Below are 14,766 nucleotides of genomic sequence, written 5' to 3'. Positions count from 1 at the left end.
GGGCTCCGACCGCGCGCCGGAGGGCCCTCAGGCGGCAGGGCGGGCCATGGCGGCGACGAAGGCGCGTTCGACGTCGGCGGTGGAGAGGACTCCGTAGATCTCGCCGGTCTCTTCGAGAACCAGGTATTCGGTGGCGGGGCTGGCCTTCAGGGTGTCGAGGAGTTCTTCGCCGGTGAGTTCGGCGGAGATCATCATTCCGGCGGTCAGATCCTGGGCGAGGGCGCTGACGGCGACCCAGGGGCGGCGGTGTTCGGGGACGGAGACGATGGCGGCCTCGCGGACGACGGCCTTGGGGTCGCCCTGTCCGTCGACGACGACGAGGGCGCGGGCACCTGCCTCGTTGGCGCGGCGGAGCGCTTCGGAGAGGGGGGTGGCGGCTTCCACGGGGACGGCGCGGCGGGTGAGGGTGCGGGCGCGCAGGTCGGGGAGGTGTTCGCGCAGGCGGGCCATGCGGAGGCTGTTGCCCGCTCCGGTCCAGATGATGGCGGCGAGGATCGCGGCAAGCAGGGCGTTGGTGACGGTGTCCATGCCGCTGACGTCGTCGGGGTTGTTCCCGAGCCCGCCGATGCGGGTGAGAAGTGGCAGCCCGATGAGGACGGTGACGGCGAGAGCGCGCCCGACCCAGGCGGCGGCGACGGTGCCGCTCATGGCGCGGCCTGTGATCTTCCAGACGACGGCACGGAGCATGCGGCCGCCGTCGAGCGGGAGGCCGGGCAGCAGGTTGAAGGCGGCGACGATGAGGTTGGAGATCATCAGTCCGGCGAGCAGGACGCCGGGGACGGTGCCGGGTTCGACGAACTTCATGGCGACATAGAAGACGCCGGCGAGTACCAGGGAGAGCAGGGGACCGACGAAGGCGAGTACGAATTCGCGGCCGGGAGTCTCGGACTCCTTCTCGATCTCGGAGACGCCGCCGAAGAACTGCAGCTGGATGCGGCGCACGGGGAGCTTGTAGCGGAGCGCGGCGACCGTGTGCGCGAGTTCGTGGACCAGCACGGAGGCGTAGAAGGCGATCGCGAAAAAGAGGGAGACCAGATAGCGGACCGCGCCGAGTTCCGGCAGGACGCGCTCGAGCTGGCCGCCGAAGACCCAGGTGATGAGCGCCGCGACAAGGAACCAGCTGGGCGCGACATATACCGGCACGCCGAAGGGGCGGCCCATCAGGATCCCGCCGCCCGGCTCCCGGGGACGCTGCGGTTTGCCGTTCTCGGGCGCGGCGGGGTCGGTTCCGCCGGCGCCGGGCTGCGGCTGCCCGCTGTCGCCGCTCTCGTCCACGGGGTCCCTTCGGTCGGTGCCTTTCGGCACGATCATGCAGTGTGCGAGGGTCTGTCGTCGATGGTATGCCGCCTATGGCTTTCCGCCCTATCGCGGGGAGGCTGTAAGTGTCAGTGGCGGGTCGTAGGGTCTTCGTCATGACTTCCGTGCCCCGGCCGCCGCAGCCGCCTTCGTCCCTGTCGCCGTCGCGGGCGAGCGATTTCATGCAGTGTCCGCTGCTGTACCGGTTCCGGGTGATCGACAGGCTGCCGGAGAAACCCAGTGAGGCGGCTACCCGGGGCACGCTGGTGCACGCGGTGCTGGAGCGGCTCTTCGACGCACCGGCGACGGAGCGTACGGCCGGCCGGGCGACGGCGATGGTTCCCGGCCAGTGGGACCGGCTGCTGGAGTCGAAGCCGGAGCTGTCGGAGCTGTTCGCGGAGGATGCGGAGGGCGAGCGGCTGGCGCGCTGGCTGTCGGAGGCGGAGAGCCTGGTGGAGCGGTGGTTCTCACTGGAGGATCCGACGCGCCTGGAGCCGGCCGAGCGGGAGATGTTCGTCGAGACGGAGCTGGAGTCGGGGCTGCGGCTGCGCGGGGTGATCGACCGGATCGATGTGGCACCGACGGGTGAGGTCCGGATCGTCGACTACAAGACGGGGAAGGCGCCGCGGCCGGAGTATGCGGAGGGCGCGTTGTTCCAGATGAAGTTCTACGCCCTGGTGATCTGGCGGCTGAAGGGTGTGGTGCCGCGCCGGCTGCAACTGGTCTATCTGGGCAGCGGCGACGTCATGACGTACGACCCGGTCGTGGCGGATCTGGAGCGGGTGGAGCGGAAGCTGCTGGCGCTGTGGGACGCGATCCGGCTGGCCACGGAGACGGGCGAGTGGCGGCCGCGGCCGACAAAGCTGTGCGGCTGGTGCGACCACCAGGCGGTCTGTCCTGAATTCGGCGGGACTCCCCCGGTCTATCCGCTGCCGGTCCGCCCGGCCGTTCCGGTCCAGGGTGCGCAGGGCAGAATGGACCCGGTCCAGGCCGAGGCCGCCCGGCCGGCGGCCGTTGAAGGAGCTTGAGGAGATCTGGTGGCAATCCGCGTCCTACTGGTCGACGACCAGCCGCTGCTGCGCACGGGCTTCCGGATGATCCTCGAGGCGGAGGGGGATCTGGCGGTGGTGGGCGAGGCCGGTGACGGTCTCCAGGCTCTCGAGCAGGTGCGGGCACTGCAGCCCGATGTGGTGCTGATGGACATCCGTATGCCGCGGATGGACGGGGTCGAGGCGACGCGTCAGATCACCGGGCCGGGCCGGGACGGCCCGGCGAAGGTGCTGGTGCTGACCACGTTCGATCTCGACGAGTACGTGGTGGAGGCGTTGCGCGCCGGTGCCAGTGGCTTCCTGCTGAAGGACGCTCCGGCCAATGAGCTGGTGCAGGCGATCCGGGTGGTCGCGGCAGGCGAGGCGATGCTGGCCCCGAGCATCACGCGCAGACTGCTGGACAAGTACGCGGATCATCTGCCGTCGGGCGAGGATCCCGTGCCGGACACCCTGCACACGCTGACGGATCGTGAGGTGGAGGTGCTGAAGCTGGTGGCGCGCGGTCTGTCGAATGCGGAGATCGCCGCCGATCTGTTCGTCAGCGAGACGACGGTCAAGACGCATGTGGGCCATGTGCTGACGAAGCTGGGGCTGCGCGACCGGGTACAGGCCGCGGTGTACGCGTACGAGAGCGGACTGGTGCGCCCCGGCGCCCAGTGATCCGGCACGGTTCGGCCGGGAGGACCGGGCGCCGGAGCGGCGCCGTGGTTCAGGCGGCGCTGCGGCCGAGCTCCCAGAACTGGAGGTCGGCGGAGGAGTTGACCGACCACTCGACGCCGGTGAGGCCGTCACGGGAGGCAATGTACTGCTTCCCCTGCCAGACCGGGAGCACAGGAACGTCGGTGGCGACGATGTCCTGGAGCTTCTGGAAGGTCTTGGAGGCGGCGGCGCGGTCGGTGGCGCGGCGGGACTGCGGGATCAGCGTGTTCTGGGCCAGCGCGGACTTGTAGGGCGAGTTGAGGAAGTTGCCCCTGTCGAGGAACGGCGCCGTGTAGTTGTCCGGGTCCGGAAAGTCAGGGAGCCAGCCCATCCCGTAGACGGCGTAGTCGCCGCGCTTCTGTGCCGCGCGGTACTTCGCCCACGGGGTGCCCCGGGTGGTGACGTCGAACAGCCCGGTGTCGTTCAGCTGCTTCTCCAGCGTCTTGAACTCGTCGGCGGTGGCCGGACCGTAGTAGTCGGTCGTGTAGTGCAGGGTGAACTTCACCGGGGTCTCGATGCCGGCGGCCCGCAGAAGGGCGGCGGCCTTGCCGGTGCTGGGCTCGCCGTACCTGTTGTAGAAAGAGTTGGTGTGCCCGGTGATGCTGGACGGGATCAGCGAGTAGAGCGGCTCGGCGGTGGTGCCGTAGACCTGGCCGGCGATCTGACCGCGGTCGATGACCTGGGCGATGGCCTGGCGGACGGCCTTGTTCTTCACCGCGGGGTTGGTGGTGTCGAAGCCCAGGTAGCTGATGGCGAGGCTGGGCATCTCGGTGAGTTTGATGCCGTCCTTCGGCTTCTCCAGCATCTGCCTGGCCTGGCCGGGCGACATGGTGCGGGTCATCATGTCGATCTTCTTGTCGTCGAATGCCTTGCCCATCGCCGTGGCGTCGGGGAAGAGGTCGAGTTCGACCTTGTCGTTGAGGACCTTCAGATCGCCCTTGTACTTCGGATTCCTGGTGAAGACGACCTTGTCGACCCGGTTGTTCCGGACTTCCGGCTTCATCGTGTAGGGACCCGAGCCGTCGACCTGGAAGCCGTCACGCGGGGACTTCGCCGGGTACTCGCTCTTCGGCACGATGCCGGCGGCCGGGGTGGCGAGCTTGTAGGGGAAGGTCGCGTCCGGCGTCTTCAGGTGGAAGATGACTTCGTTGTCGTCGCGGGTCTCGATCGTGTCGATGTTGGCGAGCAGGCCGACGGGTCCGTTGTCGGAGTCGATGCGGATGACCCGGTTGATGGAGTACCTGACGTCCTCGGCGGTGACGGGCTTGCCGCTCGCGAAGGTGAGACCGCTGCGCAGCCTGCAGCGGTAGCTCTCGTTCTGCCGGTCGGTGAACGTACAGCTCTCGGCGGCCTCGGGGACGGGCTCGCCGCCGCCGCGCGGGACGTGGGTCAGCGTCTGCACGGTCTGCCGCAGGATGTTCCAGACGCCTGCTTCGTAGCCGATGGCGGGGTCGAGCGGCGCGGGGTTGTCCTTGGTGGCGACGAACTGGTCCGTGGTGCCGACAACGATGGCGGCGTTGCCATCGCTCCCGCCACCCGTCGCGCCGCAGGCGGCGAGTCCGGGGGCAAGCAGGCCGACGACGGCCGGCAGCACCAGAGTCTTGCGGTTCATCTTGGACGTTCTCCCTCATCCGGCCATTGAGAAAACGACATTAGTGGGAGCCGCCGGTAATCCCTGACCGGTGGCGTTCCATGCGTAATCGAATGGTGAAGGGAATTGTCGCCGCGCTGATTTCCCGGGGAGGGAAGGTTCCGTACAGGACTCCACGAATCGGGACAGTTGGGCGGATCAAAACAGGCATCTCGGATGATCTTGAGGGAGACCGCAAGCCTTCGCGGTGACCAAGCTCACCCCTGATCCGATCCCCGCCTTGGCATGCTCCCGACTTTTCCCTACGCATGCGTGACGAAACGCGCACACGGCCACGCCGAGAGCTTTTCTATTCATTCACAGAAATACTCTCGGTACGGGGATCAATGCATTCCCGTGACCAGGCTGCGGAGAAATGCGAGATCGACTTCTTCGAGGGAGCCCACCACGGCCCGGCCCGATGCGGGTGCGATCGGTGCGACGGAGGGTACGGCGACGACCCAGCAGCCGGCGGCCTCTGCCGCGGCGACACCGGTCGCGGTGTCCTCGATGACCGCACAGCGCTCGGGGGCCGCCCCGAAGCTGGAGGCGGCGGTGAGGTAGGGCTCCGGGTGCGGCTTCGTCCGGGCGACCTCGTCACCTGCGACGGTGAGCGAGAAGTGGTGGTGGCCGACCGAGTCCAGCACCCGGTCGATGATGCGCCGGTGCGAGGCGGAGACCAGGGCGGTCGGGACCTCGTGCGCCACCAGTTCGGCGAGCAGTCGCGCGGCGCCCGGCATCAGTGGCACACCGCGGTCGATGCGCTCCTCGAAGCGGTCGTTGAGCAGCACGGTCAGCTCCGGGAGAGTGATGTCCGCACCGGTGACATCGATGAGATACCCGGCGCTGCGGGTCATCGGCCCGCCGACGACCACGTCCTTCCACGCCTCGTCCAGCCGGTACCCGAGGTCGGCGAAGACCGCCACCTCGGCCTCCCACCAGAAACCCTCGGTATCGACCAGGGTGCCGTCCATGTCCAGGAAGACTGCCTGCAGCGCGGCGCCTTCAGCCGTACGGATCAAGGACGCGGGGACCGTACTGGTCATGCGGCACACCTTCCATGAGGGACGAGAAGGCCGGCCGCCTTTTCCAGGGGAAAGGCGGCCGGCCTGCACTGGACCGACCAGTCTACGACTCGTCCCGCTACGGCGCGTCGGACATTTCCTTAACGCGCGTTGAAGTACTTCGCCTCCGGGTGGTGAATGACGATCGCGTCCGTGGACTGCTCCGGGTGGAGCTGGAACTCCTCGGAGAGGTGGACACCGATCCGCTCGGGCTGCAGCAGGTCGGCGATCTTCGCCCGGTCCTCCAGGTCGGGGCAGGCCCCGTAGCCGAGGGAGAAGCGTGCGCCGCGGTACTTCAGCGCGAACATGTCCTCGACTGCGGCCGGGTCCTCGCCGCCGAAACCGAGCTCGGAACGGACCCGGGCGTGCCAGTACTCGGCGAGGGCCTCGGCGAGCTGGACGGAGAGACCGTGCAGCTCCAGGTAGTCGCGGTAGGAATTGGCCTCGAAGAGCTTGGCGGTCTCGCCGCCGATCTTCGAGCCGACGGTGACGACCTGGAGGCCGATCACGTCCGTCTCACCGGACTCCTCCGGGCGGAAGAAGTCCGCGAGGCAGAGGCGGCGACCGCGGCGCTGGCGCGGGAAGGTGAAGCGGGTGCGCTCGGAACCGTCCTCGTGCAGCAGGATCAGGTCGTCGCCCTTGGACACGCACGGGAAGTAGCCGTAGACCACAGCGGCTTCCAGCAGATTCTCCGTGTGCAGCTTGTCGAGCCAGCCGCGCAGGTGCGGGCGGCCCTCGGTCTCCACGAGCTCCTCGTAGGTCGGTCCGTCGCCGGCGCGAGCCTGCTTGAGGCCCCACTGACCCTTGAAGAGCGCACCCTCGTCGAGCCAGGAGGCGTACTCCTTGAGCTGGATGCCCTTGATGACACGGGTACCCCAGAACGGCGGTTCGGGGACCGGATTGTCGGTGGCGACATCGGACCGTACGCCGTCCTCGGACTCCTCGACCTCCAGTACGGCGGTCTCCCGCTTGGGGACGCGGCGCTGCTTGAGCTCCGGGAGGGCGGCGCCGGGGACGCCGCGCTTGACCGCGACCAGGGCGTCCATCAGGCGCAGGCCCTCGAACGCGTCGCGGGCGTAGCGGACCTCGCCCTCATAGATCTCGTGGAGATCCTGCTCCACATAGGCCCTGGTGAGAGCCGCACCGCCGAGGATCACCGGATATTCGGCGGCCAGCTTGCGCTGGTTCAGCTCCTCCAGATTCTCCTTCATGATCACGGTGGACTTCACCAAGAGGCCGGACATCCCGATGACATCGGCGCGGTGCTCCTCCGCGGCTTCCAGGATCGCGGAGACCGGCTGCTTGATGCCGATGTTGACGACGTTGAAGCCGTTGTTGGACAGGATGATGTCGACGAGGTTCTTGCCGATGTCATGGACGTCGCCGCGGACGGTGGCCAGCACGATCGTGCCCTTGCCCTCCGCGTCGGACTTCTCCATGTGCGGTTCCAGGTAGGCCACGGCGGACTTCATGACCTCGGCGGACTGGAGCACGAACGGCAGCTGCATCTGACCGGAGCCGAACAGCTCGCCGACGACCTTCATGCCTTCGAGCAGCGTGTCGTTGACGATGTCGAGAGCCGGACGGGTCTGCAGTGCCTCGTCGAGATCGGTCTCCAGGCCGTTCTTCTCCCCGTCGATGATGCGGCGCTGGAGGCGCTCGTCGAGCGGCAGCGCGAGGAGCTCCTCGGCCTTGCCGGCCTTCATCGACTTCATGTTGACGCCCTCGAAGAGCTCCATGAGCCGCTGCAACGGGTCGTAGCCTTCGGCGCGGCGGTCGTAGATGAGGTCGAGTGCGACCTTGACCTGCTCCTCCTCCAGGCGCGCGATCGGCAGGATCTTCGAGGCGTGCACGATGGCGGAGTCGAGGCCGGCCTTGACGCACTCGTCGAGGAAGACGGAGTTCAGGACGACCCGGGCGGCCGGGTTGAGACCGAAGGAGATGTTCGACAGGCCGAGTGTGGTCTGAACCTCGGGATGGCGCCGCTTCAGCTCGCGGATGGCGCCGATGGTGGCGACGCCGTCCTTGCGGGACTCCTCCTGTCCGGTGCAGATGGTGAAGGTCAGTGCGTCGATGAGGATGTCCGACTTCTGGATCCCCCAGTTGCCGGTCAGGTCCTCGATCAGCCGCTCGGCGACGGCGACCTTGTGCTCGACGGTGCGGGCCTGGCCCTCCTCGTCGATCGTGAGAGCGATCAGCGCGGCACCGTGCTCGGCGGCCAGTCGCGTGACCTTGGCGAAGCGCGACTCGGGTCCGTCGCCGTCCTCGTAGTTGACGGAATTGAGAACCGCCCGGCCGCCGAGCTTCTCCAGGCCGGCCCGCAGGACCGGCAGTTCGGTGGAGTCGAGCACGATCGGGAGCGTGGAGGCGGTGGCGAAGCGTCCGGCCAGTTCCTCCATGTCCGCGACACCGTCCCGGCCGACGTAGTCGACGCAGAGGTCGAGCATGTGCGCGCCCTCCCGGATCTGGTCGCGCGCCATCTCCACGCAGTCGTCCCAACGGGCCTCAAGCATGGCCTCGCGGAACTTCTTGGATCCGTTGGCGTTCGTGCGCTCGCCGATGGCGAGGTACGAGGTGTCCTGGCGGAACGGGACGGTCTGGTACAGCGAGGCGGCGCCGGGCTCGGGGCGCGGGTCGCGCGGGGTGAGGGCGGCGCCGCGGACGCGTTCGACGACCTGGCGCAGGTGCTCCGGAGTCGTACCGCAGCAGCCGCCGACCAGCGAGAGGCCGTACTCCTGGACGAACGTCTCCTGCGCGTCGGCCAGTCCTTCGGGGCCGAGCGGGAAGTGCGCGCCGTCCTTGGTGAGCACCGGAAGTCCGGCGTTCGGCATGCAGAGCAAGGGGATGCGGGAGTGGCGCGTGAGGTAGCGCAAGTGCTCACTCATCTCCGCCGGGCCGGTCGAGCAGTTCAGGCCGATCATGTCGACGCCGAGCGGTTCGAGCGCGGTCAGCGCCGCACCGATCTCCGAGCCGAGCAACATGGTGCCGGTCGTCTCGAACGCCAGCGAGCACAGCAGCAGGAGGTCGCTGCCCATCGCCTCCAGCGCCCGCCGCGCACCCAGTACCGCGGCCTTGGTCTGAAGGAGGTCCTGCGTCGTCTCGACGATGAGCGCGTCCGCGCCGCCGGCGATCAGTCCTTCGGCGTTCTGCTGAAAACCGTCGCGGAGCACGGTGTACGGCGCGTGGCCCAGCGTCGGCAGCTTCGTGCCGGGACCCATGGAGCCGAGCACCCAGCGCTGCTGCCCGGTGGAGGCAGTGAACTCGTCGGCCACCTCGCGGGCGATGCGCGCGCCGGACTCGGACAGTTCATGGATGCGCCCGGGAATGTCGTACTCGCCCAGGGCGGAGGCGTTGGCACCGAAGGTGTTCGTCTCGACGCAGTCCACGCCGACCGCGAAGTACTCCTCGTGCACCGAGCGCACGATGTCCGGGCGGGTGACGTTGAGGATCTCGTTGCAGCCCTCGAGGTGCTGGAAGTCCTCAAGGGTGGGGTCCTGCGCCTGGAGCATGGTGCCCATGGCACCGTCGGCCACCACCACACGGGTGGCGAGTGCCTCACGGAGGGCTTCGGCTCGGTTCCGGCTGTCGGCGGAAGGGGTCGGCGACGGGGCCATGGATGTACTCCCAGGGATGCGACGGCTGTCGGCTTTGCGGCTTCGGTGGAAGCCGCACCCCGTCAGGGTAGCCGGGCGCCGCCTTCGACCGTCACTGTGTCCCACGGAACGGACGGCATGCTGTGCGGGGAATGTCCGGGGCGGCGCGGCGGAGCAGGATCGCCGGACGACCGAGCAATGGTCGGCATCGACCGATAGTGTTCAGCATTGTCGAACCATAGTGGAGGAGTACGGCGCCATGGCCAAGAACATCCAGTCGCTCGAACGGGCGGCGGCGATGCTGCGTCTGCTGGCGGGCGGCGAACGACGGCTGGGACTGTCCGACATCGCCTCTTCCCTGGGCCTGGCCAAGGGCACCGCGCACGGCATTCTGCGCACGCTGCAGCACGAGGGCTTCGTGGAGCAGGACACGGCTTCGGGCCGCTACCAGCTGGGCGCCGAGCTGCTGCGCCTGGGCAACAGCTATCTGGACGTCCACGAGCTGCGGGCGCGCGCCCTGGTCTGGACGGACGACCTGGCCCGCTCCAGCGGCGAGAGTGCCCACCTGGGGGTCCTGCACCAGCAGGGCGTCCTGATCGTGCACCACGTCTTCCGCCCCGACGACAGCAGGCAGGTCCTGGAGGTCGGGGCCATGCAGCCGCTGCACTCCACCGCGCTGGGCAAGGTGCTCGCGGCGTACGACCCGGTGGCACACACCGAGGCGGTCGAGGCCGAGCGGCAGCCTTTCACCCCACGCACCGTCACCGACCTGGAGGAGTTCGAGTCGGTGCTCTCGCTCACCCGGGCGCGCGGCTGGGCGGACGACGTGGAGGAGACGTGGGAGGGGGTGGCCGCGGTGGCCGCACCGATCCACGACCGGCGCCGGATGCCGGTCGGCGCGGTTGCCGTGACCGGAGCAGTGGAACGTGTCTGCTCCGGGGGCGAGCTCCGTCCGGAGCTGGTCGCGGCAGTACGGGACTGCGCCCGGGCAGTTTCCCGGGATCTCGGCGCCGGGCGCTTCTGACCTTACCGGCGGATGATCGGTAACGATCGGGTCAAGGACCCAGGAACTCTTGACGCTTCATTCACCAGGGGGAAACACTGCCGTTCATCGGTCGGCATTGTCGAACACCTAACGGCAATACACGCTAAGGTGTGACAGTGCCAAGGGCCGGTCGCACCCTCACCTGAGGGCACGGACCACCGGAGGGACCCGGGGTTCGGCTTCCCTGGACGAAGGACAAAGGAGTCACGGGTGTCCAACTCCGACATCTTTATCGGCGAGACCATCGGTACCGCCGTACTCATCCTGCTCGGCGGCGGTGTCTGTGCCGCCGTCACTCTCAAGCACTCCAAGGCACAGAACGCGGGCTGGCTCGCCATCACCTTCGGGTGGGGCTTCGCGGTGCTGACCGCCGCGTACCTGGCCGGCGGGGTGTCGGGGGCACACCTCAACCCCGCGGTCACCATCGGCCTTGCGATCAAGGGCAGCACCCCGTGGAGCGAAGTGCCGCTGTACCTCGGCTCCCAGCTGCTCGGCGCGATGATCGGCGCGGTGCTGGTCTGGCTGACGTACTACGGGCAGTTCCGGGCCCATCTGACCGACCCGGCGACCCTGTACAGCCAGCCGAGTGAAGAGGGCATGGTCGACCAGGCCGCCGCCCCGAAGGCCGGCCCGGTGCTGGGCATCTTCTCGACGGGCCCGGAGATCCGGAACGCCGTCCAGAACGTGATCACCGAAGTCATCGCCACCGTCGTGCTCGTCCTGGCGATCCTCACGCAGGGTCTGAACAACAACGGTGACGGCCTCGGCACGCTCGGCGCGCTGATCACCTCCCTGGTCGTCGTCGCCATCGGTCTCTCGCTCGGCGGCCCGACGGGTTACGCAATCAACCCGGTTCGCGACCTCGGGCCGCGTATCGTGCACGCGCTGCTGCCGCTGCCGAACAAGGGCGGTTCCGACTGGGGCTACGCCTGGGTCCCGGTCGTCGGCCCCCTCATCGGCGGTGCGATCGCGGGCGGGCTCTACAACGTCGCCTTCGCGTGAGCCGTAGAGCTCAGAGCTGTAACCCTCAGATCTCACAGACCTCCAGGAGCACACCGTGACCGACGCACACACCACCGGCCCGTTCATCGCGGCCATCGACCAGGGCACCACCTCCAGCCGCTGCATCGTCTTCGACAAGGACGGCCGGATCGTCTCCGTCGACCAGAAGGAGCACGAGCAGATCTTCCCGAAGCCCGGCTGGGTCGAGCACAACGCGACCGAGATCTGGGAGAACGTCCAGGAGGTCGTCGCCGGCGCCATCGTCAAGGCGGGTATCAGCGCCGCCGACGTCAAGGCGATCGGCATCACCAACCAGCGCGAGACCACGGTGCTCTGGGACAAGAACACCGGTGAGCCCGTCCACAACGCGATCGTCTGGCAGGACACCCGCACCGACGTGCTCTGCAAGGAGCTCGGCCGCAATGTCGGCCAGGACCGGTTCCGGCGCGAGACCGGACTGCCGCTCGCCTCGTACTTCTCCGGACCCAAGGTCCGCTGGCTGCTCGACAACGTCGAGGGACTGCGCGAGCGCGCCGAGCGCGGCGACATCCTCTTCGGCACCATGGACTCCTGGGTCATCTGGAACCTGACCGGCGGCACCGACGGAGGCGTGCACGTCACCGACGTCACCAACGCCTCGCGCACCCTCCTGATGAACCTGCGCGAGTTGACATGGGACCAGCGGATCCTCCAGTCGATGGAGATCCCCGCCACCGTGCTGCCGGAGATCCGGTCCTCCGCCGAGGTGTACGGCATCGCCAAGGACGGCATCCTGGCCGGCGTCCCGGTCGCGTCCGCGCTCGGCGACCAGCAGGCGGCCCTCTTCGGCCAGACCTGCTTCTCCGAGGGCGAGGCCAAGTCCACGTACGGCACGGGCACCTTCATGCTGATGAACACCGGCGAGACGCCCGTCAACTCGTACAACGGACTGCTGACGACCGTCGGCTACCGGATCGGCGACCAGAAGCCGGTCTACGCCCTGGAAGGCTCCATCGCCGTCACCGGTTCGCTCGTGCAGTGGATGCGCGACCAGATGGGCCTGATCAAGTCCGCAGCCGAGATCGAGACGCTGGCCTCGTCGGTCGAGGACAACGGCGGCGCGTACTTCGTGCCCGCCTTCTCCGGTCTCTTCGCCCCGTACTGGCGCTCCGACGCCCGCGGGGTCATCGCCGGACTCACCAGGTACGTCACCAAGGCGCACATCGCCCGTGCCGTCCTCGAGGCCACCGCCTGGCAGACCCGCGAGATCACCGACGCCATGACCAAGGACTCCGGCGTCGAGCTGGCCGCCCTCAAGGTCGACGGCGGTATGACCTCCAACAACTTGCTGATGCAGACGCTCGCCGACTTCCTGGACGCGCCCGTGGTGCGGCCCATGGTCGCCGAGACGACCTGCCTCGGCGCCGCCTACGCCGCCGGTCTCGCCGTCGGCTTCTGGCCGGACACCGACGCGCTGCGCGCCAACTGGCGCCGGGCCGCCGAGTGGACCCCCCGCATGGACGCGGACACCCGCGAACGTGAGTACAAGAGCTGGCTCAAGGCCGTGGAGCGTTCCATGGGCTGGCTCGACGACAACACTGCCGAGGAGTAATCGACATGACCACCCTGCAGAGCGTCCCGGCACTCGGGACGCATCCGGCCTCCGGCTCCCTTCCGAGCCGCGCCGAGACTCGGGAGCAGCTCTCCAAGGCGACGTACGACCTCCTGGTGATCGGTGGCGGAATCCTGGGCATCTCCACCGCCTGGCACGCCGCGCAGTCCGGGCTGCGGGTGGCCCTGGTGGACGCCGGCGACTTCGCCGGCGCCACCTCCTCCGCCTCCTCCAAGCTGCTCCACGGCGGTCTGCGCTACCTGCAGACCGGCGCGGTGAAGCTGGTAGCGGAGAACCACTTCGAGCGCCGTGCGGTCTCCCGCCAGGTGGCTCCGCACCTGGCCAATCCGCTCACCTTCTACCTGCCGGTCTACAAGGGCGGCCCGCACGGCGCGGCCAAGCTCGGCGCGGGTGTGTTCGCGTACTCGGCGCTGTCCGCGTTCGGTGACGGCGTCGGCCATGTGATCAGCCCGGCGAAGGCACAGCGCGATGTGCCGGAGCTCCGCACGGACAATCTGAAGGCCGTCGCGGTCTACGGCGACGACCAGATGAACGACGCCCGGATGGCGCTGATGACGGTCCGCGCGGCCGTCGACGCGGGTGCGGTCGTCCTCAACCATGCCGCGGTCACCGGGCTGCGGTTCACCAAGGGGCGGGTGACGGGCGCCGACCTCGAGGACCGTACGGACGGCACGGAGTTCGGCGTCACCGCCCGGCTGGTGCTGAACGCCACCGGCCCGTGGGTCGACCACCTGCGGAAGATGGAGGACCCGAACGCGGCGCCTTCGATACGTCTGTCCAAGGGCGCGCACCTCGTGCTGAAGCGCACCCGCCCCTGGAAAGCCGCGCTGGCCACTCCGATCGACAAGTACCGCATCACGTTCGCCCTGCCGTGGGAGGACATGCTGCTGCTGGGCACGACGGACGAGGAGTACGAAGGCGATCCGGCGGATGTCGCGGTCAACGAGAAGGACACCGCGCAGATCCTCGACGAGGCGGCGTTCTCGATCAAGGACCAGCAGCTGTCCCGCGATCTGATCACGTATTCCTTCGCGGGTCTGCGGGTGCTGCCCGGCGGTCCCGGCGACACCTCCAAGGCCAAGCGCGAGACGGTCGTGACGGAGGGCCGCGGCGGGATGCTCTCGGTCGCGGGCGGCAAGTGGACGACCTTCCGCCACATCGGCCGTACGGTGATGAACAAGCTGGCCTCGCTCCCCGGGCACCCGCTGGCCGATGACATGGAGCCGATGGCGCATCTGCCGAAGAAGCTCCCGCTGCCCGGTATTGCCAACCCGAACGCGGTCGCGCACCGGCTGCTGATCGACGGCGGCACGCCCGGACCGCGGATGTCCGCCGACACCGCCCGGCACCTCGCCACGCACTACGGCTCGCTCTCCTTCGACATCGCTCGGCTGGCGAACGAGAACCCGGCGCTGGCCGAGCGCATCCACCCGGACGCGCCGGAGATCTGGGCACAGGTCGCCTACGCGCGTGACCACGAGTGGGCGGAGACGGCCGACGACGTGCTGCGCCGCCGCACAACGCTGACGATCCGGGGCCTGGCCACGGACGAGATCGGGACGAAGGTCGAGGGAATGCTGGCCGACCAGGACTGACCGGCACCGGCTGAGGCACGCACGGGCGGGGGCGGTTCCCACGGGGGGAGCCGCCCCCGCCCGCGTACCCACTGTGGCCTGGGGCGGCCGGTGGACGTGCCCTACCGCATCGAGTGGGTTCGGGCCGAGCCACCCCGAACAGATCGAAAGGCTACAGCGCTTCGCGGAGGAAGTCGCTCCG

10 protein-coding genes are annotated in these 14,766 nt (G+C 68.6%); 6 read left to right on the top strand and 4 right to left on the bottom strand.

Translation table 11 applies throughout. The features are described from left to right. Positions 1–27 precede the first annotated feature (27 nt). Positions 28–1,275 carry a site-2 protease family protein gene (locus tag ACNPQM_RS16675; protein WP_358862683.1) on the bottom strand — a complete coding sequence of 416 codons (1,248 nt, stop codon included), beginning with the start codon at positions 1,273–1,275 and terminating at the stop codon, positions 28–30. A gap of 203 nt (positions 1,276–1,478) precedes the next feature. Between ACNPQM_RS16675 and ACNPQM_RS16670 the strand changes: the two genes are divergently transcribed. Continuing rightward, the gene (locus tag ACNPQM_RS16670) at positions 1,479–2,324 is read left to right on the top strand and encodes a PD-(D/E)XK nuclease family protein (RefSeq protein ID WP_418084651.1); all 846 of its coding nucleotides are present in this window, start codon (positions 1,479–1,481) and stop codon (positions 2,322–2,324) included. A gap of 9 nt (positions 2,325–2,333) precedes the next feature. Next, positions 2,334–3,005, top strand: a complete 672-nt coding sequence (locus ACNPQM_RS16665) for a response regulator transcription factor (protein WP_358862681.1) — start codon at positions 2,334–2,336, stop codon at positions 3,003–3,005. 49 nt (positions 3,006–3,054) lie between these two features. Here the strand turns inward: ACNPQM_RS16665 and ACNPQM_RS16660 are convergent, their stop codons facing one another. The 3 genes from ACNPQM_RS16660 to metH all read right to left on the bottom strand — a co-directional run bounded on the left by ACNPQM_RS16660 (position 3,055) and on the right by metH (position 9,352). Next, positions 3,055–4,656 carry an ABC transporter substrate-binding protein gene (locus ACNPQM_RS16660; protein WP_418084598.1) on the bottom strand — a complete coding sequence of 534 codons (1,602 nt, stop codon included), beginning with the start codon at positions 4,654–4,656 and terminating at the stop codon, positions 3,055–3,057. Positions 4,657–5,018: 362 nt separating this feature from the next. After that, the gene (locus tag ACNPQM_RS16655; RefSeq protein WP_358862679.1) at positions 5,019–5,720 is read right to left on the bottom strand and encodes an HAD family hydrolase; all 702 of its coding nucleotides are present in this window, start codon (positions 5,718–5,720) and stop codon (positions 5,019–5,021) included. A gap of 119 nt (positions 5,721–5,839) precedes the next feature. Beyond that, the gene (gene metH, locus ACNPQM_RS16650; RefSeq protein WP_358862678.1) at positions 5,840–9,352 is read right to left on the bottom strand and encodes a methionine synthase; all 3,513 of its coding nucleotides are present in this window, start codon (positions 9,350–9,352) and stop codon (positions 5,840–5,842) included. 238 nt (positions 9,353–9,590) lie between these two features. Here metH and ACNPQM_RS16645 point away from each other — a divergent pair, with 238 nt between their 5' ends. The 4 genes from ACNPQM_RS16645 (at position 9,591) to ACNPQM_RS16630 (ending at position 14,585) form a co-directional block, all read left to right on the top strand. Beyond that, on the top strand, positions 9,591–10,355 hold the full coding sequence (locus ACNPQM_RS16645) for an IclR family transcriptional regulator (protein WP_358862677.1): 765 nt from the start codon (positions 9,591–9,593) through the stop codon (positions 10,353–10,355). A 231-nt stretch (positions 10,356–10,586) separates the two neighbouring features. Further along, the gene (locus ACNPQM_RS16640) at positions 10,587–11,378 is read left to right on the top strand and encodes an MIP/aquaporin family protein (protein WP_418084597.1); all 792 of its coding nucleotides are present in this window, start codon (positions 10,587–10,589) and stop codon (positions 11,376–11,378) included. 55 nt (positions 11,379–11,433) lie between these two features. Then, positions 11,434–12,969 (top strand): glycerol kinase GlpK, encoded by a 1,536-nt coding sequence (gene glpK / locus ACNPQM_RS16635; RefSeq protein ID WP_358862675.1) that lies wholly within the window; start codon positions 11,434–11,436, stop codon positions 12,967–12,969. 5 nt (positions 12,970–12,974) lie between these two features. Beyond that, entirely contained in the window at positions 12,975–14,585 is a 1,611-nt protein-coding gene (locus ACNPQM_RS16630) for an FAD-dependent oxidoreductase (protein ID WP_418084596.1), read from the top strand. Positions 14,586–14,766: the final 181 nt, after the last annotated feature.

This window comes from Streptomyces sp. NPDC056231, from assembly GCF_048270745.1.
GTDB lineage: Bacteria > Actinomycetota > Actinomycetes > Streptomycetales > Streptomycetaceae > Streptomyces.
This window is presented reverse-complemented; position numbering and strand designations above follow the sequence as displayed.

Bases quoted from the DNA above. Each gene is read 5' to 3' on its own strand.
- ACNPQM_RS16630 (WP_418084596.1), top strand. From the start codon at position 12,975: ATGACCACCCTGCAGAGCGTCCCGGCACTCGGGACGCATCCGGCCTCC.
- ACNPQM_RS16660 (WP_418084598.1), bottom strand. From the start codon at position 4,656: ATGAACCGCAAGACTCTGGTGCTGCCGGCCGTCGTCGGCCTGCTTGCC.
- ACNPQM_RS16655 (WP_358862679.1), bottom strand. From the start codon at position 5,720: ATGACCAGTACGGTCCCCGCGTCCTTGATCCGTACGGCTGAAGGCGCC.
- metH (WP_358862678.1), bottom strand. From the start codon at position 9,352: ATGGCCCCGTCGCCGACCCCTTCCGCCGACAGCCGGAACCGAGCCGAA.
- ACNPQM_RS16645 (WP_358862677.1), top strand. From the start codon at position 9,591: ATGGCCAAGAACATCCAGTCGCTCGAACGGGCGGCGGCGATGCTGCGT.
- ACNPQM_RS16670 (WP_418084651.1), top strand. From the start codon at position 1,479: ATGCAGTGTCCGCTGCTGTACCGGTTCCGGGTGATCGACAGGCTGCCG.